This window comes from Pantoea osteomyelitidis (assembly GCF_044342975.1).
In the GTDB taxonomy this organism is placed as follows: Bacteria; Pseudomonadota; Gammaproteobacteria; order Enterobacterales; family Enterobacteriaceae; genus Pantoea; species Pantoea osteomyelitidis.
Map to the genome: position 1 here is coordinate 254,543 of NZ_JBGFSN010000003.1, position 22,100 is coordinate 276,642.

General features: G+C 48.1%; 20 protein-coding genes and 1 pseudogene. 11 read left to right on the top strand and 10 right to left on the bottom strand.

The genetic code is table 11. The annotated features are described in order from the left end of the window. Positions 1-43 precede the first annotated feature (43 nt). The 5 genes from ABU178_RS03470 to ABU178_RS03490 all read right to left on the bottom strand — a co-directional run bounded on the left by ABU178_RS03470 (position 44) and on the right by ABU178_RS03490 (position 10,640). On the bottom strand, positions 44-3,253 hold the full coding sequence (locus tag ABU178_RS03470; RefSeq protein WP_397212016.1) for a type I restriction endonuclease subunit R: 3,210 nt from the start codon (positions 3,251-3,253) through the stop codon (positions 44-46). A 14-nt stretch (positions 3,254-3,267) separates the two neighbouring features. Then, positions 3,268-4,503, bottom strand: coding sequence for a restriction endonuclease subunit S (locus ABU178_RS03475; RefSeq protein WP_397212018.1), 1,236 nt, complete (start codon positions 4,501-4,503; stop codon positions 3,268-3,270). Between the two features lies 1 nt (position 4,504). Further along, entirely contained in the window at positions 4,505-7,096 is a 2,592-nt protein-coding gene (locus tag ABU178_RS03480) for a type I restriction-modification system subunit M (protein WP_397212020.1), read from the bottom strand. Positions 7,097-7,285: 189 nt separating this feature from the next. Beyond that, the gene (locus tag ABU178_RS03485; protein ID WP_397212022.1) at positions 7,286-8,572 is read right to left on the bottom strand and encodes an McrC family protein; all 1,287 of its coding nucleotides are present in this window, start codon (positions 8,570-8,572) and stop codon (positions 7,286-7,288) included. Then, positions 8,565-10,640, bottom strand: a complete 2,076-nt coding sequence (locus tag ABU178_RS03490) for an McrB family protein (RefSeq protein ID WP_397212024.1) — start codon at positions 10,638-10,640, stop codon at positions 8,565-8,567. Before ABU178_RS03490 ends, ABU178_RS03485 begins: the two co-directional genes overlap by 8 nt. 385 nt (positions 10,641-11,025) lie before the next feature. On the opposite strand from ABU178_RS03490, the pseudogene ABU178_RS03495 reads away from it, so the two are divergent. The 10 genes and pseudogenes from ABU178_RS03495 to ABU178_RS03540 form a co-directional block, all read left to right on the top strand. Next, positions 11,026-11,217, top strand: a pseudogene (locus ABU178_RS03495) (recombinase family protein); the annotation flags it as partial. 155 nt (positions 11,218-11,372) lie between these two features. Further along, positions 11,373-11,786 (top strand): ASCH domain-containing protein, encoded by a 414-nt coding sequence (locus tag ABU178_RS03500; protein ID WP_397212026.1) that lies wholly within the window; start codon positions 11,373-11,375, stop codon positions 11,784-11,786. A gap of 278 nt (positions 11,787-12,064) precedes the next feature. Then, positions 12,065-12,658 (top strand): DJ-1/PfpI family protein, encoded by a 594-nt coding sequence (locus ABU178_RS03505; RefSeq protein ID WP_397212028.1) that lies wholly within the window; start codon positions 12,065-12,067, stop codon positions 12,656-12,658. Positions 12,659-12,931: 273 nt separating this feature from the next. Then, entirely contained in the window at positions 12,932-13,177 is a 246-nt protein-coding gene (locus tag ABU178_RS03510) for a DUF2543 family protein (protein ID WP_397212030.1), read from the top strand. Between the two features lie 164 nt (positions 13,178-13,341). Beyond that, positions 13,342-13,824, top strand: coding sequence for a cold-shock protein (locus ABU178_RS03515; protein WP_397212032.1), 483 nt, complete (start codon positions 13,342-13,344; stop codon positions 13,822-13,824). Between the two features lie 105 nt (positions 13,825-13,929). Then, positions 13,930-14,469, top strand: coding sequence for a DUF2058 domain-containing protein (locus ABU178_RS03520; RefSeq protein ID WP_397212034.1), 540 nt, complete (start codon positions 13,930-13,932; stop codon positions 14,467-14,469). Positions 14,470-14,762: 293 nt separating this feature from the next. Then, positions 14,763-15,527 carry a hypothetical protein gene (locus tag ABU178_RS03525; RefSeq protein ID WP_397212036.1) on the top strand — a complete coding sequence of 255 codons (765 nt, stop codon included), beginning with the start codon at positions 14,763-14,765 and terminating at the stop codon, positions 15,525-15,527. Positions 15,528-15,551: 24 nt separating this feature from the next. Next, positions 15,552-15,821 carry a hypothetical protein gene (locus ABU178_RS03530; RefSeq protein WP_397212038.1) on the top strand — a complete coding sequence of 90 codons (270 nt, stop codon included), beginning with the start codon at positions 15,552-15,554 and terminating at the stop codon, positions 15,819-15,821. A 1-nt stretch (position 15,822) separates the two neighbouring features. After that, positions 15,823-16,152: a hypothetical protein gene (locus ABU178_RS03535; protein WP_397212040.1), complete on the top strand. Its 330-nt coding sequence runs from the start codon at positions 15,823-15,825 to the stop codon at positions 16,150-16,152. 66 nt (positions 16,153-16,218) lie between these two features. Then, entirely contained in the window at positions 16,219-16,398 is a 180-nt protein-coding gene (locus tag ABU178_RS03540; RefSeq protein WP_397212042.1) for a hypothetical protein, read from the top strand. A 79-nt stretch (positions 16,399-16,477) separates the two neighbouring features. Here ABU178_RS03540 and ABU178_RS03545 read toward each other — a convergent pair whose 3' ends face one another. Beyond that, entirely contained in the window at positions 16,478-17,146 is a 669-nt protein-coding gene (locus ABU178_RS03545) for a YecA family protein (protein WP_397212044.1), read from the bottom strand. A 213-nt stretch (positions 17,147-17,359) separates the two neighbouring features. On the opposite strand from ABU178_RS03545, the gene ABU178_RS03550 reads away from it, so the two are divergent. Then, positions 17,360-17,800, top strand: a complete 441-nt coding sequence (locus tag ABU178_RS03550) for an RcnB family protein (protein WP_397212046.1) — start codon at positions 17,360-17,362, stop codon at positions 17,798-17,800. A gap of 91 nt (positions 17,801-17,891) precedes the next feature. Here ABU178_RS03550 and ABU178_RS03555 read toward each other — a convergent pair whose 3' ends face one another. Genes ABU178_RS03555 through ABU178_RS03570 form a run of 4 tightly spaced genes read right to left on the bottom strand, consistent with a single transcriptional unit; the run spans position 17,892 to position 21,985 of the window. Beyond that, positions 17,892-18,971, bottom strand: a complete 1,080-nt coding sequence (locus ABU178_RS03555; protein ID WP_397212048.1) for an ABC transporter ATP-binding protein — start codon at positions 18,969-18,971, stop codon at positions 17,892-17,894. A gap of 22 nt (positions 18,972-18,993) precedes the next feature. After that, positions 18,994-19,833, bottom strand: a complete 840-nt coding sequence (locus ABU178_RS03560; protein WP_397212050.1) for a carbohydrate ABC transporter permease — start codon at positions 19,831-19,833, stop codon at positions 18,994-18,996. Next, positions 19,823-20,734, bottom strand: a complete 912-nt coding sequence (locus ABU178_RS03565) for a carbohydrate ABC transporter permease (protein ID WP_397212052.1) — start codon at positions 20,732-20,734, stop codon at positions 19,823-19,825. The genes ABU178_RS03560 and ABU178_RS03565 overlap by 11 nt, the downstream gene beginning before the upstream one ends. Before the next feature lie 9 nt (positions 20,735-20,743). Continuing rightward, positions 20,744-21,985: an extracellular solute-binding protein gene (locus ABU178_RS03570; protein ID WP_397212054.1), complete on the bottom strand. Its 1,242-nt coding sequence runs from the start codon at positions 21,983-21,985 to the stop codon at positions 20,744-20,746. Positions 21,986-22,100 lie beyond the last annotated feature (115 nt).

Sequence of the window (22,100 nt, forward strand, 5' to 3'; positions counted from 1 at the left end):
TCCTCAGCGTAAGTGTAACAGGACTTACGCTGAGGGGCGTCCATTACGTCACGACATCAACAACATCACCGTCACTTAAGAAATCATCCGTTTGTGCAAAAATAAACTGCTTTAAAAATTGATCAATACGTATATTCAACTTAAATGGAGGTAAGATTACGCCGTCTTGTTTTTCAAAATAGATCTTGGCTTTTGCCTTATCTACCGAATCTTTTAATGCGTCGAAGCGACCAAACTCGTTGAGATTCTTATCATTAACACTATCAGCCACTAATGCGATGATTAGCCCTTTATCTAAACCAAGAGCATTAACAACTGCGTTTAATTGTGCATTTTCAGCGTTATCTTTGTAGGTGTTGATGTAGTCTCTAAAAGTATGGCCTTCAATTAACTGCGCATCGCCGCGCTGCAAGTCGTGCAAGAAGAGTTTTGCGTACTTTTGCTCATTTTGGGTGAGCGATGCAAACGACTTGTGCAGCTCATTTAATGTGGTTTCAATGCTCGTAGAGTCTTGGTGTATGTGCAGCTCTTTTAAAAATTTATCAAAGCGGCTGTTCATATAGTCAGCATCGATTTTACCGGTATCTATTTCAGTTAAATAACCACTGATATCAAAAGGCACATCGTCGCCACTTGCACTACCGCTATCACTTTTGCCTACCAATTCTTTGTAACGCAGGACCAGGCCCAGGTAAGTTTGTTCGTCTATGGTCAGCATTACTTCATGTTCTACATCATTTTCAGTAAAGGAATAGACTGATTGTTCCCAATGCAAACCTTGTACTTTAGCCGCTTCCAGATGTTGGCTAAAGGTGTTAAATAATTTGGCGAATTGAGCACAGGCTTCTATATCGTCTGGCAGTTTTTCAAAGTTCTCAACACCCGTACTGACAAACAGCTCGGTAATTTCCACTACTAATTCATTCATGGCTTTAAGATTGCTTTCTAACCTATCAACAAATAAACCGATAGGTCTGTCGCCGGAATACAGTTTTACCGCATCGTTAATGTGCTGCTCCATGGTGTGTGGATATCGGTAATAACGGATGATGCCGTGGGGTTTGTCGGGACCAAACAAGCGATTGGTGCGTGAGAACGCTTGAATAATGTTTTGGTATCTAATCACCTTGTCTAAATACAAGGTATTAAGCCATTTAGAGTCAAAGCCAGTAAGCATTTGATCTACAACAATCAGTAAATCTAATTGCTTTGAAGGCTCGGTATGAATGCGCTCGTAGGGATTTTTATGGGCAAGGCGTGCCGCTAAATCTTTTTTAAAGGCTGCATGGCGGGCAAAATCAAAATCCTGGCCATAACGCGCGTTATAGTCGACCATAATTTCTTCCAGGCCATCGCCTTTAAAGGTGGGGCCACGGTCGCCACTGCCGTCGTTATCAATGTTCGGGTCAAACAGGGCCGATACTTTAATTTCAGGTTTAGCGGCTTTTAAATGACGATAATAGTCAATGGCTTCGGCAATACTGTTAGTAGCCAAGATGGCGTGGAATTTATTGCCTTGGCTGAGTACATACCATTTATGCAGAATATCTTCCACCACTTTGGTTTGGTGAGTATCGCTTAAATATTGGCTTTTAGGCACATAGTCTTCAACGCCTTTGTGGTACTTGCCTGTGGCGTCTTTATGGCCAGCCATAGGTACATCTTTCATAAAGTGGTTAAACTTTTTCTTTTTGGCTGGGTTATCCATGGCCTCCATCACCGTGTTGGCTTTGGCTTGTTCTAACGCTACCGCTTGTCTTAGATCACTGTCTCTAAACGTTGGAACTTTGTAAGGGTCGAAGCCCAGCACGTTGCCATCGCGTATGCCATCGGCGATGCTATAGCGGTGTAGCTCGTTGCCAAATACGGTACTGGTGGTATTGCCGTTTTTTTCGTTTTCTTCTTGAATTGGCGTACCGGTAAACCCAAAAAATAAGGCGCGCGGAAAGGTACGTTTAATAATAATCAGCATGTCGCCAAAGGTAGAGCGGTGCGCCTCATCGACAATAAACACCAAACGCTTAGCGCGAATTTTTTCAATATCCGCAGAGTTTGTAGCCGCGCCTTCATCGCCTACCGCTTCAAAAATATTACTCATTTTTTGAATGGAGCTAACAATTAACGTATCGGTGGGGGCGGTGCTTTTTAATTTCGTAATGAGTACATGGGTATTTTCTGTGGCTTGTACGTCTTCTCCATCGCCAGCAAAATTGCGATATTCTGCGAGCGACTGAGTACCCAGCTCAATCCTGTCCATTAAAAAAATCACTTTATCGGCATCTTTGGATTGTGCGATCAACTGCGCCGATTTAAAGCTGGTCATGGTTTTACCCGAACCCGTGGTATGCCACACATAACCACCGAGGCGATCAGGGTTATTGGCAGCGCTACCCAGTTGTTGCCAGTTGGTTTTGGCCACTTTGTCAGATATCGCATTGGCGGCGTAATACTGATAACTGCGCATTACCTTAAGTACGCCGTCGGTATCGTCGGCGACGGTATAAAAGCCAATCAATTGGTGCGCCATAGGGATGGAAAGTAAGGTAGAGGCAATGTCTTTCCAGTGGTTCATGGGTTCGTTATTAAAATCGGCCCAGTTAAACTGATAGTCGGGGTTAAACTTGCCGTCTAGCCCTGGGTTGGCAAAGTATTTGGCCTCGTCAGGCTCCATAGCTACAAACACTTGGATGAGCGAAAACAGGCCGCTAAATACGCCTTCTTTGCTGTACTTTTCAATTTGGTTTACGGCCTGGCTAACGGGAATGCCGCTGCGCTTTAGCTCTACATGGATTACCGGCATCCCGTTAATCAGTAATAGCACATCACCACGTCGGTCATTACGTAAAGGGCTGCCGCGTTCAAATTTGGGTTGCTGCACAATTTGATAACGGCTTTGGCCGGCGGCGATTTCCTGGCGATCGTATATTTTTAAGCTGACTTCTTTGCCCATATGCAAGGTATCAGCTGGGTTATCGCGCTTAATCGCCACGGTTTTGCCGTTAATTAAGCCGTTGAGCTTGAGCGGGGTTTTAAGCTCTTTGATTTGCTCAATAATTTGCTGCATTTCAGTCGTGGTAAGCGGAACATCGTTTAAGCGATCCCGCTGACGATTGTTTTCAAACAAAATGTTTGCCCAGTTTTGCAGTAAATCCGCTTCGGTTTTATTTTTGAGTATCTCTGTTTCCCAGCCCTTATGGGTCAGTACTTCAATAAAAGCCTGCTCAAATTGCGCTTCGGTTTTAAAGGTGATCATGATGGCGCTCCCTGTTAGACAAACATTTTACTTAAGCAGGCCTGCTTGATGTTATTGAGTTTGGTGATTTGTTGTTGGTGTTGGTTGATTAGGTTATCGAGCTTTTGGAAGTAGTTACCGATGGCGGTTTGTTCGACCAAATTAGTGGGTATAGAAACGTTTAAGTTGGCTAAAACTTTTTGACTTACCCCTTTAGCAGTCCCACCACTAGATAGTGCAGAAAGCTCTCGAAACACTTTAGAACTCCTTAGTAACACTGCTAGGAAATCTTCCACAACAATCTCTGATTTAACTATAAAAGCGATTGTTCTCTGGCTTAAGATGTATTTATCAGTATTCGGAACCTGAGCTACATTGCCCATTGGCGCTTCTGTAGTAAAAAGTACTTGCCCCTGATGGAGTTCAGAACCACTCATCCATTTATCATACAGTTCTTGATCACCAAAATGCGGATCAATTGAAAAATCAATATAGCCTTGCTTAACATTTAAAGCCGACAGCGCTCTGTATCCTGAAGGGCTCCAATCTAAGCCTAGCTTTTTAGGAGTGCGGCCTCGAAAGTCAATAATCCGTTCAATGCTATCGAGTAAGCTGGCCTCTTCCCACTCCCCACTAAACCCTTTAAAGCGGATTTCTGGTATGGTTTCGCCTTGTTTGGGGAACATCTTTTCCAGCATGGATTTTTTAATGTTGCTGAGCTTGTCATGCTTTTGTTGGTGTTGATTGATAAGCGCATCAAGCTTTTGGAAGTAGTTACCGATTTGAGTTTGTTCTGCCTCGTTCTTTGGATAACTTACCCCTATAGTAGCCAAGGTCGAAGCATTAATCGCTGGGTAGCTTGTACCTGTACAATTATTTAGCACGCTTTTAACAAATAAGTCTCTTTGAACAAGGTTTAGCAAGAAATTGCCGTTAAAATAAGGCCGTAATTGGGCATAGCCAGTTGAAAATACATAATCATTTTCAACACAATGAAATAGGTAGTTATTTTTTTGGTACGGCCTTACTGTTTGATAAAAAACATCGCCTTTTTGGGCGAGGCGTTGTGCTCTCGAAGGTGCACTATTTCTTGATTCAATTTTGTACCCTATTAATGACGTTCCTTTAACAGACTCTAAATCCACATACTTAAAGCTCTCAGGCAACTCGGATTTTGGATTAAATAGTGCAAGTTCAGAAAGCTCCGAGTTTTTCCACCCCCCGCTAAAACTTTTAAACCGAATTTCTGGCACCTTGTTATCCGCACTCATCTTATTCACCCTTCAATAAGTTGGTGAGCTCTGCCAAGCCTTGCATATCAAACTCATTACCCGTGAGTTCACCCATCATTTCCGCCAGTTCTCGCTCGGTGGTTTTGATCTCATTAGCCACTTTCGAGTAAGTGACGGCGTATTTATCGGCAAGGGCTTGCACCTGGCTAGTCAATTGCCTAATCACGGCGTTTGGCATGGCGGCAAGTTCTGTGCTCAATGGCGCAATCCATTTAAGGTGCAGCAGGTTGTTCACCTGTTCATCGGTTAAGGCTTCGATGGTCGTTTTGGTTTTTAAGTGCAGGGCCGTGGCGGCGTCTTTAACCGCTTTTTTAAGGGCTTTTTCATCATCTATTAATTCGTTCGCGCGAATGATTTTGGCTTCATAGCTGTCTTCGGCAAATTTAACTTTGCTGTCTTTTTGTTCTTTCAGGAAGGCCTTGGCGGCTTTGCTTAATTCGGCATTGGCAAAGCCGTCTTTGCATTCTTTGACCGTATCTTGTTCTTTTTCTTCTTCGCTCAGGGATTCTAAAATCTCTTCCAGCTTGCTGGCGATTTCTGCCAGGCGGGTTTCTTTAGCAGCCAGGGCTTGTAAATCATCACGTAAGTAAGTTTGTTGCACTAAATCAAAGGGCAGTATGTGACCTTTCCAACCTTCTTGTACTTCGGTCTCTTGGTCCTTTTTTTTCTTTATAACAATATTAGGGTCAACTTGTCTGGTGGCGGCAAAGCCTTCTGTTTGCATCATTTCTAGATCGGCGCTGATGATTTGCCATTGGTTGTTCAGAAATTGGTAAGCCTGGTATTTGTCGATTAAGGCAATCGGGGCTAAACGAGCAAATATCTCGGCACTTAATACCGCCTCTTGTTGGTTACGCTGTACGTTTTGCCAGTTTTGTATTAACTGGGTGTTTAGCTGGTCATCAAAGTCATTGAAGGCTTGGTTGTAGGCGCTGATAAACGCTATCACTTGCGGATGCCCGCTAATACTGGCATTGACGTCTTGCTTGTCAATGGTCAGCTCACTGTAAGCGGCGGATTTTGGCGTAAACAGAGTATCGTGCAACTGCGGGAAAGCTTGCCAAAAATGACGCAGCTCGGCAATTTCGCTATTGGGGATACCGCCGAGCATGGTGGCGTGTAAATCCCAGCTTTGTGCCGCCGCAGAGGAATCTACATAGCGCGGTATGTTGAGGTTGTAACCGTTGTCGCGCAGGGTTTGTTTTCTCACCAGCTGCGAGAACTTGTCGATACTTTCGCGGTTAATCACCGCATCAGTAATGCGCTTGATGTCGCTGGCTTGCAGTTTGTTGTTTTTGCCTTCTTTCATAAAGTGTTTGGAGGCATCGACCACCAATACATCGGTGTTTTGGCGTTTTTGCTTGAGTACCAAAATTACAGTGGGAATGCCGGTGCCAAAAAAGATATTGGCCGGTAAACCGATAACAGTATCAATGTGATTTTGCTCAATGAGTTGCTTGCGAATTTCACCTTCTTCACCGCCACGGAATAAGACACCATGAGGCAGCACAATAGCCATAATGCCATCGGGTTTTAGGTGATAGAGATCGTGCAGCAAAAAAGCAAAATCGGCTTTGGTTTTAGGTGCCAGGCCAAAACGTGAATAGCGTGGATCGCTGTCTTTAAAGCTGGGGTCCCAGTTTTGTGAATAAGGCGGGTTGGAAACCACAGCATCGACATGTAAGGCGTAGTACGAGCCTTGTGGATCGCTTTCATCAAAATACGGCCAATCGTCTTCTAGGGTGTCGCCGTTACGGGTTTTAATATTGCTGGCTTTGATACCTCGCATGATGAGGTTCATACGGGTTAGGTTGTAGGTGTTGGCTTTTAACTCTTGGGCGAAATAGGTGATGCTGTCTTTATTTTTAGCATATTTCTCGACCGCCTCACCGATATTGATCAGCAACGAACCAGAGCCGGAAGTGGGGTCGTAAATTTTGATGGTATCTTTGTGTTTTAACTCATGGGCGATGATGTTCGACATGAGTACCGAGACTTCATGAGGGGTGTAAAACTCACCGGCTTTTTTACCCGCATTGGCGGCAAATTTTTCAATCAGGTATTCGTAAATGTAGCCCAGGACGTCATACCCTAGATTACTGTTCATGGGGATGCTTTTGATCAGGTGTAGCAAGTCGCTGATGGCTTTGGTGCGTTTGCCAGCACTTTCACCCAGTTTGCTTAAACCTGTTTCTAAGGTAGTAAAAATGCCTTCAAACAGTTTTTTGTAAGTTGGCGAAATCAAACGGCTAAAGGCGGAGAGCGCATCTCGCACGTTAGACTCATCAAATTCGGATGTTGGATCAATCCATGTAGAGAACAGATTATCGTAGGCAATAAAGTAGCCCAGGTTGTCTTGAACGTATTTAACGGTGTCGGCGTCTTCTTCATTGAGGGCTTTGATGTCTTCGGGCGTCATACCCTGTCTGGTGACAAACTGCACCAGCTGGTCGCTTAGGTACTTGTAGAAGATGAAACCGAGTATGTAATCTTTGTATTCGTTGGCTTCAATTTTAGAACGCATCTGGTTGGCAGATTCCCAGATTTTTGCCGCAAGCTGTTGTTTATTCACTATGAGTCCTGTTAAAAGCAATTCTTTTTCGAAAAGGGCTATTTTAGGGTTTTGATTGTACGTTTGATGAGAGCTCCTTGCTAGCGGCAAGGCTTTACGAGTCTGTAGTATCGATTCCTGCCAAGCTTGCCAACTTCATCTGAGACAGCTTCGATGTTTTGGATTGGCCCACACCAAATGTCTTAGTAACTATATATTGGACACATCACTTGCCCACACCATCCTCTCCCCACGCTTTGCTGAAATCCGGTATGGCACAACCCATAATTTTAAGGTGTCCGAGAAAGCAAAGTGCTGCTGTATCGGTTGGTTAAAGTCGTCGTGCGCAGGGTAGATCAAGTACATTTCACCAGTCCCATCAAGATATTTTTGGCCGTAGGCAAACATTTGATAGAAGTCAGATTGCGCTAGTCCATACAGTGATTTTTTTTGTGGGTTGTTATCCACCAGCTTCCATTTCGTATCCATCACCATTTTGGTTTGAATAGGTTGGCGTGATTGAATCAACAAGTCTGGGCGAAGCTTAAAGCAGTCGTGAAGTCCATGCTTAACAAGGGAATAAGTGGAAACCTGTGGCTGAACTTTAAGGTGAGGAGGAAGCTCGTAGGGGAGGGTTTGTGCAACAAATGACTCAAATACCGCTTCCATAGGGAACAAGAGTGATATTGCTTTGGTATTTCCCTGCAAGGCACTCGGGCTCATTCCACTCAGGATCAATTGCGCCCAGGCCATTGGCTCGTTGTAATGAGCCATACCACGCTCTAGGCGTAAGCTGCTTATATCACTCTCAATATCCCGGCTAAGTGGGATACCGTCAAAAGCAAAGCGCAGCTCGTAAAGCCAGCGCTGATTCTCTGATGACAACTTCAGTCTAAGAAGCTTATCTAGCGCGGAGTGTAAGAGCCGATTGGCTGCACAATCCGGCATGTAGTTATCATAATCGACACAAAACTTATGACGACTCACCACGTTGTGCCGCAACTGTGCAGAAAGCATCAGTTTGCCCTTCATAAAAGCCAGATTACCTTGCTCGCTCACATAGTCGGAGCGTAAACCTTGTTTAAGCAATTGGCTGACGCTAAGCAAAAACTGACTGATAAAAATCTCAAGCAAAGGCACGCGCTGAGCCTGCAGAGTTGCTTGTTGGGTTTGAATATGTCGAAACCCAGGCAGATGGCTTAGCATCGTCAGCAATGTTTCACGCGCATTAGCAGCTGTGAGGTTTTTACCAACCTTGGGCAGTATCTCAAGCTGGAAACCGTGAGGTGTGGAAAGCATCCCCGCGTAGTTTTGCACCTGAAGCAATTTGAAACCTGCGCGAGAGGTGAGTTTAAGAAACTGGCTTCCTTGAATACTGTTTAGGCTAAGCTCTTCTAAATAATCAAAGACCTGTTGAGGGACAAGCTTTGCGCCAACTGAAGCCGCTTTTCCACTCCCTAATAGGTCATATTCAAAAACAGAAATCACTTCACCCATGGTTTACAGCCTGTTCATCAAGGGCGGTCTGCTGTGGCTGATAAATAGCGCGGTAAGCCTGCGGCATATTCCAGATCTCTTGATCGAATGCTTCTAGCTCATAAGCTGTCGATTGCTGACCATGACGTCGTAAAGCATGATTGTTACCAAAAAGCGTATCCAAATCGTCGGTTTTCTCAATTACGAACTGTAGGTTGTCGTCTTGCTTTTGGTTGTCTGCCAGTACCAGCCTTATCTTATTCCAGTCATCGAAAAAGTATTCCTGTAAAAGCGGAATGATCTTTTTCTGGAATGCGATCTTCAATTGTTTAAACGCAGCTTCTTCATCACCGGCATCGAGTGCATTTTTTACTGGCATAAAGAACGCATGTCCCAGAGTATGTTCACGATCGTAAAGCGCTTCGATGCGGCTATTGAGTTTCTCTAACAACGGCTCGAGCTCTATGCCTTTCACCTTAGCTCCACTCAGTAAAGAGAGATCAGGCATCATCTCGACAAAGTCAAAGCGACGGCGCAAAGCCGTGTCCATCAGAGCTAAAGAACGGTCTGCGGTATTCATGGCTCCGATGATGTCGACATTGGCGGGTACGCTGAAGTGATCACCGCTATAAGACAGTTGCAGGCTCATTGCATTGGACATACCCGTACGCTTGTCTACTTCAATGAGTGAGATTAGTTCACCAAAGATCTTGGATATGTTTCCGCGATTGATCTCATCAATCAAAATGGCGTAACGATGTGCTGGATCGGCATTGGCACGCTGACACAGCCGAATAAAGATACCCGGCTCAATAGGGTAAGAGATATTGCCACTCTCGTCAGAGCGAGCGCGGATACCTTCAATAAATTCTTCATAACCGTAAGATTGGTGGAAAGTAACCACTGCAAATCGCTGTATGGCTTCGGCAGATTTAGGCCCGTGTTTAAGTTCGGCGTAGAGCTCTACCAAATTCTCCACTTGCTCGAGTTGTGAATCAACGAGCAACCATTCGCTATTATCTGTTTTGTTAAATACTGCAGGTTCACGCCGATTCTTATAATCAACGGTTAACGACTCGGGAACTGTATAGGATTGCAAAGCCGCCCAGGCAGTATTCGATAGGTTGCCATTACGACCGTTTAATAATGCCTTACGTTGAAACCACGTATGTTCAATAATTTGGCGAACTCTTGCTCTTTTTCCAAGATCGAGCAGTACTAGGGTTATGACCTGCATCCAGTTCAACGATTCAAGGCGAGAATCCAGCCAGGCATCAAGATCGGCTGGCACAGCATGAGATGTGTACTCTTTCATCTTTTGCTGCAACGTGAAGGTCTTGCCAGTGCCTGGTGGACCAAAGTAGATCACATTAGTGGGTGAATGTGAGAGAGGCTTAATTACTGTAAGCTCACTACTGGCTGTTGATGTGTTGCTAGGCACTTTCTCTTGTATTTGTTCACTATCTCGTTCACGGAGCAATTCATAAAGATGCCAGATAGCCATATTCACGTAATAAGGATTTGTGTTAGGAGATTGGGCGTGTATGGCTTGTTTCAACTCATAGTTTTTCTGTAACCAATTTCCGGTCAGTACCAAACCTAGGTGGTAGTGCTGATTTAGGAATTCTGCCACTTTATTAAAAGCATTCTCATCCACAGTACTGGTGTAGTTCTCTGGCGAGAACGCGGCAAAGACACGATTTCTCAAACTCCAATACATACGTTTCAGCAGTCCGGTCTCTTTGGCCTGCTTTAGAGCATCGCCAACATATTGGTAAGTGACTTCATTCGGCTGCAGTCGAATACGCTCGGTAAGTTCTCTAAGCCGTGGGAGACTTTGCTGATATTCGGCTAAAGATGGGACACCCTGACGAATACTGGCAATGCCGTTATCACGTTCATACCAAAGCCGTTTGACTAAATCATCCGTTTCAGGCCCAGCAAAAGTTGAGATTTGGTGTAGCAGAGTCGTAAATTCACTGTATCGCTTACTCCATTTGGAAGTGGCGTAATTTTTATCCTTAGCTAAGGTCTCAATCATATCAGTGAGAGTCAGCTTGCCTGCTTCAATTTTTCCCACAAAATCCATCGTGACTTTTCCTCTATTGTAACAATGCTTACCAGGACGCTAGTGTGCTGTTTTATAATGTATATTACCAATCATGCAATTGTAACCAAGCGCCATAAATAAGATTTTCAATGCACAATACATATTTTCACAAGGATAATTTTGTGCTCTCGAACGGTTTTTTGGCACATTCACCTTCAGTCTTGGTTCTTGTATTCTTTTATCACACAGAGGTGATGTCGTTATCAGCGGAGTATGGGTAGTACGAGTATTAGTGCAGGGCATGCCATCTTTTAAGTTAGCAAGGCTTAATGGCTTGGAGTTGGAAGAGAAAAGGGGGGAGGTAGCTCCCACACCTCTAGAAAAGGATTGAACAACTTAGTTAGAAAGCGAAAAATTACTCTTACAGCAAGATACAGAGAATCAGCGTCTGGAGCTTAATCAGGCTGGGAAGACTTTTAACTTCTGGTTTGCCGATGTGGTGAGTGGGAAACTCCCTGCTATGCAGCACAAAGCATTCTCTGGGTTGCTGGGTAAGATCAGGGACGATGAAACGCTGGTAGTTGAAAAAATCAATCGTCTGGAGCGTAATGCAATACGTTGGGCTGATCCTCTAAAATCACCCCACAAGCCCGTGGAGCGATTATCGAGAATCAGTGTCAGCGTGAATACAACGTTTCCAGAACGACTCTAGCTGTAATCGTCACCCTATGTTAAAACATAAACTCTGAATTGCAGAGGGTAGATAATTAAATGATAAGCAAAGATATCCTTACGGCTAAATATCCTACTGCCGTTTATGTGGCTTTTGGCGATTCACCTGAGTTAGCAGATGAATTAGCAGAGTTAATCGCATCCGGAGTAAAAACGGGGTCATGTGGCTCGTTAGCGGGTTGTATAGAAGATAATGCTTATCCGATTATTGGCGCTTACAGAATCGTGGAAAATGGCTCAGGAATTCCGGTATGCGTTATCAGAACAACGCGTCTTCAATTGCTCCGTTTTTCTGAGGTGACAGAGGAGTTAGCCCGGAAGGAAGGTGAGGGAGACTTAAGCCTGGATTACTGGAAAAAAGAACATCAGCGCTTTTTTGAAGGTGAAGGAAATTTTACCGAAGATATGGAACTGGTATTTGAAGAGTTTTCACTTATTGAGAAAATTCAATGAAGGTAAAATTATTAGCGGAAATTGAGAAGGGGAATACCTATTCTCTGATCACTCAAATGAAGCCGCAATGACTTCCCCTGGCACAGTGGCGAAACGGAGAACCCGACAGTAAGCAAACCGATATTATTAACTCACGGTTGTACCTGATATCGGAGAGCAGGTCAGCGGGAAAAGGCCACTGGCCCACTGTAAAAGTGAGTGAAAGAAGTGATAGTGTAAACGGAGCGAAAAAATATTGTCTCCGAGATCGCTTAACCTCTAATAAGGATTAACTTTATATGACTGATAATATTGGTATTTATCTGTTTAATAATGTTGAAATACTCGATTTTTGTGGGCCTTATGAGGTGTTTACATGTGCATCCAGAGTACACGGCGGCGATATACCCTTATTTAATGTCTTCACTCTCTCTGAATCGTTAAGTCCAGTTCGTACCAGAGCGGGGCTAAAAGTGATGCCTGAGTTTTCTTTATCAGACCATCCGGAAATGGATTGTCTGATTATCCCTGGAGGCGTAGTCAGCGATGAGATGTACAAGAAAAAAATTATCCAGTGGATTTATGAACAATCAAAAAAAGTAAAGATAACCAGTTCAGTATGCACCGGATCTTTCCTGCTGGCTCAGACGGGTATGCTGGACGGGAAATCAGCAACCACGCACTGGGAAGATATTCCTGACTTGCGTTCTATGTTTCCTCAAGTCCTGGTAAAAGAAGGATTACGTTGGGTAGATGAAGGGAATATTGTGTCATCAGCGGGTATCTCAGCAGGCATCGACATGAGCCTACACCTGGTTGAACGTCTACATGGAAGAGCTCTCGCGGAGAGAACAGCTAAACAACTTGAATTCGACTGGACTGAAAACGTTTAGCCTCTCAATTTGACAACAACCAGATGCGCTTCGGCGACCGCTGCTATGATCTCTTCCTGATTTGTATGCAGGGATCGCCTGCGGTCAGGCCAGGCCGCGCTGCATAAGCCACACGATAAACACGAAACCGGTTCTGGCCGGTTTTTTTACGTCTGTTATCTCAGCGGTTTTCTGGCAGCTCTCGGAGTTGAGGTTAGTGCGTTAAAATGTCATTCTCGATGTCAGACAACGCCGACAGCAACAGGCGCAGACGTTAACCTCTGAGGCTCACTTATGAACAATGAAGTACCGATTAAATATTATGACATCGTGGATGAGTATTCGACGGAAACAGCAAAGCCGGTAAGCGAGTCGGAACGTGAACCTCTGGCGCGCTATTTCCAGCTGCTGATTGCCCGCTTAATGGATAACGAAGAAATCAGCGAGAATGCGCAGAAAGAAATAGCCAGTGAAGCGGGTATCGACGAGACGCGCATTGATGAGATAGCTATGTTCCTGAATCAATGGGGCAATGAATAGCGCCGGGTTGCTTCAGTTGTTCAGGACACATTGTTGCCGCCGTCACCGCCTCGCATAGCAGAAATTTATCATCCAGACTTAAACCAAAGACGTAGTCTGGGCAGGCATTGTGCTTTACACTGCGCGCTGAAAAACTGAGTAGAAAAACGACTAAACAGGCGGTAATGGCGATGAACGGAACGATCACAACCTGGTTTAAAGATAAAGGTTTTGGCTTTATCAAAGATGAAAACGGCGATAACCGTTATTTTCATGTGATTAAGGTCGCCAACCCTGAGCTGATTAAGAAAGATGCGGCGGTGACTTTCGAACCCACCACGAATAACAAGGGCTTATCAGCTTATGCTGTGAAAGTCGCACCGGAAAGCAAATACATCTATATCGCGGGCGAGCGCCTTAAGCTCACCTCGATCAAATCTTACCTGGTTTACAGCGAAGAAGTCCCTGCCGATACCCGCATTGATAAAGAAAATGCGGTGCTGTCTGTGGGGGTACTGATGAGCAGTATCAGGCCGAAATCTGCCGCTAAGCCAGGGGAAATGCGTTCGCTGAAAAAACTGGCGATCACTACCTTCCAGGGAACGACGTTAATCTTCTCGGAAGATGAAATAGACGTGGATGCCACGGTGAAACTGCTTAAGGTCTGAAATCATTCGGACTGACCCTGTGCCGAAATCCTGCGCCATCATAAGCAGAATTTCGGCATCGCTTACTGACTTCAATACGTTGCAACAACTGGCTTAGAAACGAAAATGACAAAACTCACCTTACAAGAGCAGATGCTAAAAGCGGGTTTAGTGACCAGCAAAAAAATGGCCAAAGTCCAGAGAACCACTAAGAAATCACGCGTTCAGGCGCGTGAGGCAAGAGCGGCTGTGGAAGAAAACAAAAATGCACAACTTGAGCGTGATAAACAGCTAAACGAAGAAAAAAAACAAGCTGCTTTGTCTAAAGAGTATAAAGCTCAGGTGAAGCAGCTTATTGAAATGAACAGAATCAACATTTCAAAAGGCGATATTGGTTTTAACTTCACAGATAATAATTTAATTAAAAAAATAGTTGTCGATAAGCTTACTCAAGCTCAGCTGATTAGTGGTCGTCTCGCTATTGCTCGTTTGGTTGTTGATAACAATGGCGAGAGTGAATACGCGATTATCCCAGCGAGCGTAGCCGATAAAATTGCGCAGCGAGATGCGAACAGTATCGTATTAAATAGCGCGCTTAGTCAGGAAGAGCAAGACGAAGACGATCCCTATGCCGATTTTAAAGTGCCCGATGATTTGATGTGGTAATTAACATTTTGCCGATACTGAGGGATAAAAACTCCCTCAGAGCTCTTTTAAAGCAACCCGAAAAACCTGCATGGGAAGGGAGTTGCGGCTGCACGACAGAGATAATCCTTCCGATTTTTTAAGTTAACAACGCTATGCAACATATAACGAAAATGGCTGAAAATATTATGCCATGAGGTTCGCTCAGGAAAATGGCGACCTAATCGATGCAGCATAAATGTTGATGAAAATCATTTTATCCTTCTTTTTTACATGGTAGGTTTTTGCTCAGTTTTATCCATAAGGAGATGGGTATGAGTATCAGGCTGCCAGGACATAACCTCTACTACTTGCCAGAAGATAACCTCGCCCCTAAGCAATATGAACGCATTCTTTACCCTTCTTTAGCCTGGTCGCGAATTTGTGAGAAATATGAGTTTTATGACGGCCAGAATACTGACTTTCAGCTTATCAATATGCGAGAACGCTCATATTACAGAAACCTCTATCAACTCGGTTCGCATGGGCATAATGAAAAATCCCGGATGAAAAGAATGGTGTTCAGTGGTGATATCGTCATGCTTAGCGATATGCATAGTCTTGGTAATCTTTTCTACATTAATGATGAAGGTAAGCTGATTTGCAGTAATTCCTACGCCTTTTCTTTTAGTGGTGCCAATAAAATTATTTGTGCATATGACCGTGCAGTAAATCGTAAAGATTATCAACGAACGGGCGGCATGCCACGCCCGACAGGGCGGCAAATAAGGGGAAGGGGCGCCCAGTCGGAAAGTTACGGGACGATTAACAGCAAGGCGGCAGGACGCCTGCTGGCTGCTGGTGGCATTTACAACCAGAATCCACAAATGTTTGCAGATACGGCCAGAAAGTTGGGTGGCGAAGCGGCGGCAGGCTTTGATCAAGTTTTAAATGAGCAAACAGCCGGAGTTGCTATAGCGATATCTTCTGTTCTATCAGGAGCTAAACGTGCAGGAACAACGCATTTACTTGAAGAAGCTGGAAATTTAAAAAAAACGCATGGCGGTGCAGAAAGAGCTGAAAAATTTGCTAAGAATTGATCTGAGGAAGATCTGAATACAGCAGTGAAAAAGTTTGCAGGTAGCGAACCCATCATTTCGATAACGGATAAAGGGAAGCGTATCTACGCCAATCCGAGTACCGGGGTTCAGGTTGTGGAAGATATGAATGGAAAATATTTTAGGATTTATAATCCATCGATTGCGGGAAAACGAGCTTATCTGGATCTTGAAGGCAATGTGCCGAATAATAAAACTCTTGAAAACGGTAATCTTGCTGGCAGGAGCCAAAGTGAGTATAACGAAGTTACGCATTTCAAAATCAAGGGAGAATAAAATGAAGTTAATTACAGTGCCTGTAAGCCATGAAGCAATGAAACGCCTTGATTTTGATGAGTGTATGAGTGATGACTTGTTGGAACTAAAACTTGATGAAGCTGATTTTGAAAGTTTATGGGATTCAGGCGTGTTTAAAAAAATAAATGAATTTGTTGGGGTAAATATAGATGTTTATGAAGACGAAGTTTTGACCGGGTTAAGCGATTTAGCAAAAGCAAAAGAAGCTGTTGAAAATTTCTCGGGCAATTGCGAGGAGCCTGTTAAAAAATTATCTTTCATGCTTGATAAAGCCATAGAGTTTAAAACAGGCGTGTTTTTCTTTTTCTAAAGCTTCGTTATTGTGCCAGTGATTACCAATAGTGAATTCCGCTGCTGCTGATGGCATCTGAATTTTATGTGGAGGCTGAACGGCGTGGAGAAGGGGGCGGACGGTTATGTGTTTGACGACATCGAAACGCGCCCGGAAACGGCTCGCTTAAGCAGCCAGTGCGGCTTTGCTTCTACGGAAGAGGGGCAACGCGCTGACGGAAGAACAGCAGCGGGCCAAGAGCGTACTGGTGAAGGCGATCGCTGAGCAGGCCTGGAAGTAGCGATATTCTCTGCATCCCGCCAGACTTCAGGCGGGATGCGATACCGCAGGGAGGCTTAAAAAATCAGTGCAGGCAGCACTGTTTGTACTTTTTACCGCTGCCGCAGGGACAGGGATCGTTGCGGCCCGGCTTCGCGTCAGCAATAACCGGCTGTTGCGGCACAGGCACCGCTTCCGGCTGCGCAATCCAGTAATCGTGCAGCGCCAGCGCGGCAGGGCGGATCGCCTCAATGCTCTCTTCCATCTCTTCAGCGGAAAGCTGTTCCAGTAGTGCGAAATTCTCTTCTTTGCCGTGCAGGGCGATGGCGTCCAGCGCGGGCTGTAAATCATCAGGCAGCGTCGACCAGTCCGTCAGCGCCACACCACGCATATAGCCGAAGCACCACTCTTCCACTACGGTGAACTCCTGGCCTTCCATCTCGCGCACGCCAAACAGCGGATCGAACTGCTCGGGGAACTCTGCCAGTCGATCGGCGATATCGTTCATATGTTGGAAGCACAGCGCCATAAAGCGGTTCATTTCACGCTCGTTGCTCCACTTCGGAATGCGATTTTTGCCGCCCCAGAGCGCAATCAGCCACTCGCTCGGCTCAATCATCGCGGGGCCGGAAAGCACGGCGGTGAGCAGACCATCCAGCTCAGCGACATCCACTATCGCGTCGTCATTCCCGTGCTTCTCCAGCATATCTTCAAGCCATTCCAGCTCTTTTTCGGTTAATGGACCTTCTTTCATTTTGTTGCCTCCCCGGCGTTACGTTGCTAAAACCGCAGCAGTGTATACCTTTATCAGGCTTCGGCCACTGTAATGAGGTGTTTTGTTGCGATTCGCCCGATCTTCTCCTGCCCATCAGAAAATCCCTGGCGCACGCGCGGAACACCGGCCCGTTAAGATTGTCTTTACACTGAATGCCGGGTAAAAAGAACATTATTTCAAACGGGAAATACTATGCGCAGCACTAAAGTTGTACGCTTTTCAACAGGATTACTTATGGGGGCGCTTTGCCTGATCTCTCAGGCGCAAGCGGAGGATACACAGAGCAACGTGCCGCAGCCGCCGCAGATTGAGCAGCCTGCCGCGCAGCCGCAGGCGCCTTCAGATGCAACGTCGCCAGCCGCGTCGGCGCCGTCTGATGCCGCACCCGCCTCGCCGCCAAACTACGATCTCGACACCGTGGTTATCGACTACAAAGAGCATAAGATTGGCGATACCGTTCCGCCGGAATATCTCACCAAGACCTATACCATTACTGAATGGCAAAAACGTAATCTCACGGCGCCGGAAGAGAACAGCCACTGGACCTATGTCGGCGGCAACTATTTGCTGATCACCAACGACACCGGTAAAATCCTCAAGGCGGAATCGGGCGATATCTTCTTTCGTCATTAATCGCCAGCCTGAACAGAAACGCCGCCGCACTGATAGCCCGGCGGCGTTTTTATGTCCGGCGCGGCTTCTGTTACCTCGCCGGGCTGTCTGCTTACAGCCGCTCTCCGCTCGCTTTATCGAACAGATGCATCTTCTCCGCGTCAATCGCCAGCGGCAGCATGTCGCCTGACTGCGACATAATCCGGCCGTTCAGCTGGACGTGCAGCGGATAGCCCTGCCAGTCGAGGTGCAGCAGGCTCGATTCGCCGGTCACTTCCACCAGACGCACGGTAGCGTCAGCGTTCGCCGCATCGACATCGAGGCGGAAATCGTGCGGACGCACGCCAACAATCACCGGCTGGCTGCCCTGACGCGCCGCCGCCTCGTGCCAGCGTTGTGGCAGCGGTAGCCAGAGCGCGCCGCAGGCGATGCCGCGCACGCCATCGCGCGTGGCAAGCTCACCCTCCAGCAGGTTCATTGGCGGCGAGCCGATAAAGCGCGCCACAAAGGTGTTTGCCGGATTATCGTAAATCTCCAGCGGGCTGCCCTGCTGCACAATCACCCCTTCGCGCATCACCACAATCTGGTCCGCCAGCGTCATCGCCTCGACCTGATCGTGCGTCACGTAAACCATGGTGGTTTTAAAGCGCTGATGCAGCGACTTGATCTCGGCGCGCAGCTCCATGCGCAGCTGGGCGTCAAGGTTCGAGAGCGGCTCATCAAACAGAAACACCTGCGGATTGCGCACCATGGCGCGGCCCATCGCCACGCGCTGGCGCTGTCCGCCGGAGAGGGCGCGCGGATAACGGTTCAGCAGCTTGTCGATGCCGAGGATGCCGGCGATACGCGCAATTTTGCTCTGCTGTTCGTCGCGTTTGATCTTCTTTACCTGCATATGAAACGCCAGGTTTTCCGCCACGGTGAGGTGCGGATAAAGCGCATAGCTCTGAAACACCATGGCGATATCGCGATCGGCGGGATCGAGATCGTTAATCTGCCGATTGTCCATCAGGATGGAACCATCGGAGACGCTATCCAGCCCGGCCAGCAGACGCAGCAGCGTCGACTTGCCGCAGCCGGAAGGACCGACCAGCACGGTAAAGCTGCCATCGGGAATGGTTAAATCGAGCGGTTGCAGCACGGTCTGTTTGCCATAGCGGCGGGAAACTTTTACCAGTTCAACTCTTGCCATAATGTTTATATCCCAAAAAAATCTAACCTTTGCTGCCGCCGCTGGCGAGGCCGCTGACCAGCGACTTCTGCAACCAGATAGCAATCAACAGCGGTGGCACAGACGCCAGAATGCCCACGGCGGCAATCAGACCGTCGTCGGTCGCGCGTCCGGCGGTAAAACCGGCGATAGTGACCGGCAGCGTTTGCGCCTCAATATTGCTGGTGTAGAGCAGGGCGTAGAAGAATTCATCCCAGGCGAGCAGCCAGCCAAACAGCGCGGACGCGCCCAGCACCGGCTTCGCCAGCGGCAGGGTAATGCGCAGCAGCACCTGCCAGAAGCGCAGGCCGTCCAGCCGCGCCGCCTGCTCAATATCCTGCGGCAGCGTGTCGAACTGGTTTTTCAGCATCCAGGTGAGAAACGGCAGGATCAGCGAACAGTAGACCAGCACCAGCCCGAGATGGGTGTTCAGCAGGCTGAGCTGTTGCAGCACAAAGTAGAGCGGCAGCACAAACGCCACCGGCGGCACCATGTAGATCGCCAGGCTGGCGAACAGCCAGCCGTCACGGCCAGGGTAGCGTGAAAAGCTGAAGGCGGCGGGGATCGCCAGCAGCAGCGATACCAGCGTCGCGCCGCAGGCCACCAGCAGGCTGTTCAGCAACGCGTGCAGAAACAGCTCGCCCGGCTGGCCAGGTTCCAGCGACACCAGGCGCAGATAGCGGCTGAAATCCCACTGGCGCGGCAGCCACTCCAGCGGCACGCGCGTGAGATCCGCCGTTGAGCTGACGCTCATCAAAAACAGCCACACCATCGGCGCGAGGATCGAGATCGCCACCAGCAGCGCGGCGAGGTAGCGCAGGATGAGTCGGATTTTACGTTTCACTGGCTTTACTCCGGCGGCGCTGGCGCAGCAGCATTAACATATAAAGCGCGATCAGCACGCTGCACATCAGCGTCATCAAGATGGCGTAGGCCGCGCCGCTGCCGGCGCGCAGATAGCTGAACGACTCCTGATAGACAAAGAAGCTCAGGGTTTTAGTGCTGTCCACCGGGCCGCCGCGCGTCATCACATAGATGATGTCGAAGATCTTAAAGGCGTCGATGGTACGCAGCACCAGCGCCACGCTGAGCGGACCGGCAATAGCGGGCAGCGTAATGGCGCGAAAGCGTCGCCACGCCGGTGCGCCATCCAGCCGCGCCGCTTCATAGAGATCCTCGGGAATCGACTGCATTGCCGCCAGTACCAGCAGCGTTACCAGCGGATAGTTCTTCCAGATATCCGCCAGCATCACCGCGTTCAGCGCCGATTCCGGCGTGCCGAGCCAGCTGCGATAGTGATCCAGCAGGCCGAGCTGCGTCAGCAGGGCGTTGATGCTACCGTAGTCAGGGTTGAAGTTAAGCCGCCACATCATGGCGTTCACGATGGTCGGCAGCGCCCACGGCAGGATCACCAGCACGCGCAGAATATTACGCCCGTAAAAGCGCTGATTCAGCAGCAGCGCCACCAGCACGCCGATCACCCCTTCGATCAGCACCGACACCACGGTGAAGTAAAGCGTGCGGCCAATAGCGGCCTGAAAATCGGGATCGGTCAGCGCGTAGATATAGTTCTCAAGGCCGATCCAGGCCGGACCTTCGCCGCCACTGCCGATCAGCGCCGCATCGGTAAAGCTGAGCCAGATGGTGCGAAACAGCGGCCAGGCGGTGAGCAGAAACATCACCAGCAGCATGGGTGCCAGCAGCACCCATGCCTGACGATGCTCACGTTGTTGCAAACTGAGCATAACTCTTCCTTACCTCAGACGTGCCGCGCTTTTGGTCAGCGTCTGCATGCCCGCTTCCGGCGTCTCCTGACCCTGCAGAATCTGTTGCAGATGCTGCTGCAGCATGTTCGACAGACGTGAATAATCCGGAATAATCGGACGCATCAGCATAACGTTCAGCGCTTTGTCCGCCGCGTCGATCAACGCTTCCTGATCCTTGCGCACCGCCGGATCCTGATAGGAAGATTTCCAGATCGGCAAACTCAGGCGTGCATACTTGTTCTGCACCGGCTGCGAGGTGAGGTAGCTGATGTACTGCCAGGCCTGATCGGGATGGCTGCTGGTTTGCGTTACGCCCAGCCCCATAGAGCCGTTCATGGAAGCCACCTCCCCCGGCGCATCGCCCGGCGCGGCGATAATCCCGACGTCGCCCGCCACCTTGCTCTGTTTCGGATCGTTCGCCATGTTGTACATGTAGGTCCAGTTCAGGGCGAAAGCGGCGTCGCCGTTGGAGAATACCTTGCGCACATCCTCTTCCAGATATTCACGGGAGTTCGGGTTGGTGACGCCTTTATCCAGCGAATCCTTCATAAAGGAGACCGCCTTCAGCGCGCCTGCATTGGTGAAGTCGAGCTTGCCGTTGGTAGTAAAATCGCCCTTGAACGCCGATACCATGGTGGTGTAGTCGCACACCAGCGCTTCCGCCTGCGACCAGCTCCAGACCAGCGGATATTTCACAATCCCTTTCTGCTTCAGGATCTGCGACTGCTCCATGACCTGCTGCCAGGTTTGCGGCGGGGTCGTGATGCCCGCTTTCGCCAGCATCGCTTTGTTGTAGTAAAGATATTTGGTATCAAGGATCCACGGCATGCCGTACTGCTTATCTTTCCAGGTCACGGTGGTCAGCGCCCCGGCAAAGATTTTGCTCTTCAGTTCCGGCGTAAAGTCGCTGGTGACATCCTTCAGCATGTTGAATTTGCTGAACTCCGCCGGCCACATATCATCAAACAGCACCACATCGTAGCCGTTGCTGCCTGCGCCACGCGCCGCGACGATTTTGTCGTGCAGCGCTTCGTAAGGAACAAATTCCAGATTGATGTGAATATCCGGGTGCGCCTTTTCAAAATCAGCGGTCATCGCGCGAACATCGCTTTCGCTATAGGCCGCCTGCGACATAAACAGCGCGCTCAGTTCGGTGGCCGCCGAGGCGTAGCCGGAAATCAGCAGCGCCGTCAGGCAGCCGGTGAGTTGCAGGGTGACTCGTCTCTTCATTCTGACTCTCCAACAGGTGAGAAAGTGGCAGGCTGGCGGAATGCCGCACCGGCCGTTGCCCCGCACCGCAGCGCGTGGGTCGCATCATGTTATGTGTGCTGATAACGCAAACCGC

What these genes read in the sequence shown, in the direction of transcription:
- ABU178_RS03470 (WP_397212016.1), bottom strand. Translation starts at nt 3,253, where the DNA reads ATGATCACCTTTAAAACCGAAGCGCAATTTGAGCAGGCTTTTATTGAA.
- ABU178_RS03475 (WP_397212018.1), bottom strand. Translation starts at nt 4,503, where the DNA reads ATGAGTGCGGATAACAAGGTGCCAGAAATTCGGTTTAAAAGTTTTAGC.
- ABU178_RS03485 (WP_397212022.1), bottom strand. Translation starts at nt 8,572, where the DNA reads ATGGGTGAAGTGATTTCTGTTTTTGAATATGACCTATTAGGGAGTGGA.
- ABU178_RS03490 (WP_397212024.1), bottom strand. Translation starts at nt 10,640, where the DNA reads ATGGATTTTGTGGGAAAAATTGAAGCAGGCAAGCTGACTCTCACTGAT.
- ABU178_RS03500 (WP_397212026.1), top strand. Translation starts at nt 11,373, where the DNA reads ATGATAAGCAAAGATATCCTTACGGCTAAATATCCTACTGCCGTTTAT.
- ABU178_RS03505 (WP_397212028.1), top strand. Translation starts at nt 12,065, where the DNA reads ATGACTGATAATATTGGTATTTATCTGTTTAATAATGTTGAAATACTC.
- ABU178_RS03510 (WP_397212030.1), top strand. Translation starts at nt 12,932, where the DNA reads ATGAACAATGAAGTACCGATTAAATATTATGACATCGTGGATGAGTAT.
- ABU178_RS03515 (WP_397212032.1), top strand. Translation starts at nt 13,342, where the DNA reads ATGGCGATGAACGGAACGATCACAACCTGGTTTAAAGATAAAGGTTTT.
- ABU178_RS03520 (WP_397212034.1), top strand. Translation starts at nt 13,930, where the DNA reads ATGACAAAACTCACCTTACAAGAGCAGATGCTAAAAGCGGGTTTAGTG.
- ABU178_RS03525 (WP_397212036.1), top strand. Translation starts at nt 14,763, where the DNA reads ATGAGTATCAGGCTGCCAGGACATAACCTCTACTACTTGCCAGAAGAT.
- ABU178_RS03535 (WP_397212040.1), top strand. Translation starts at nt 15,823, where the DNA reads ATGAAGTTAATTACAGTGCCTGTAAGCCATGAAGCAATGAAACGCCTT.
- ABU178_RS03540 (WP_397212042.1), top strand. Translation starts at nt 16,219, where the DNA reads ATGTGGAGGCTGAACGGCGTGGAGAAGGGGGCGGACGGTTATGTGTTT.
- ABU178_RS03545 (WP_397212044.1), bottom strand. Translation starts at nt 17,146, where the DNA reads ATGAAAGAAGGTCCATTAACCGAAAAAGAGCTGGAATGGCTTGAAGAT.
- ABU178_RS03550 (WP_397212046.1), top strand. Translation starts at nt 17,360, where the DNA reads ATGCGCAGCACTAAAGTTGTACGCTTTTCAACAGGATTACTTATGGGG.
- ABU178_RS03555 (WP_397212048.1), bottom strand. Translation starts at nt 18,971, where the DNA reads ATGGCAAGAGTTGAACTGGTAAAAGTTTCCCGCCGCTATGGCAAACAG.
- ABU178_RS03565 (WP_397212052.1), bottom strand. Translation starts at nt 20,734, where the DNA reads ATGCTCAGTTTGCAACAACGTGAGCATCGTCAGGCATGGGTGCTGCTG.
- ABU178_RS03570 (WP_397212054.1), bottom strand. Translation starts at nt 21,985, where the DNA reads ATGAAGAGACGAGTCACCCTGCAACTCACCGGCTGCCTGACGGCGCTG.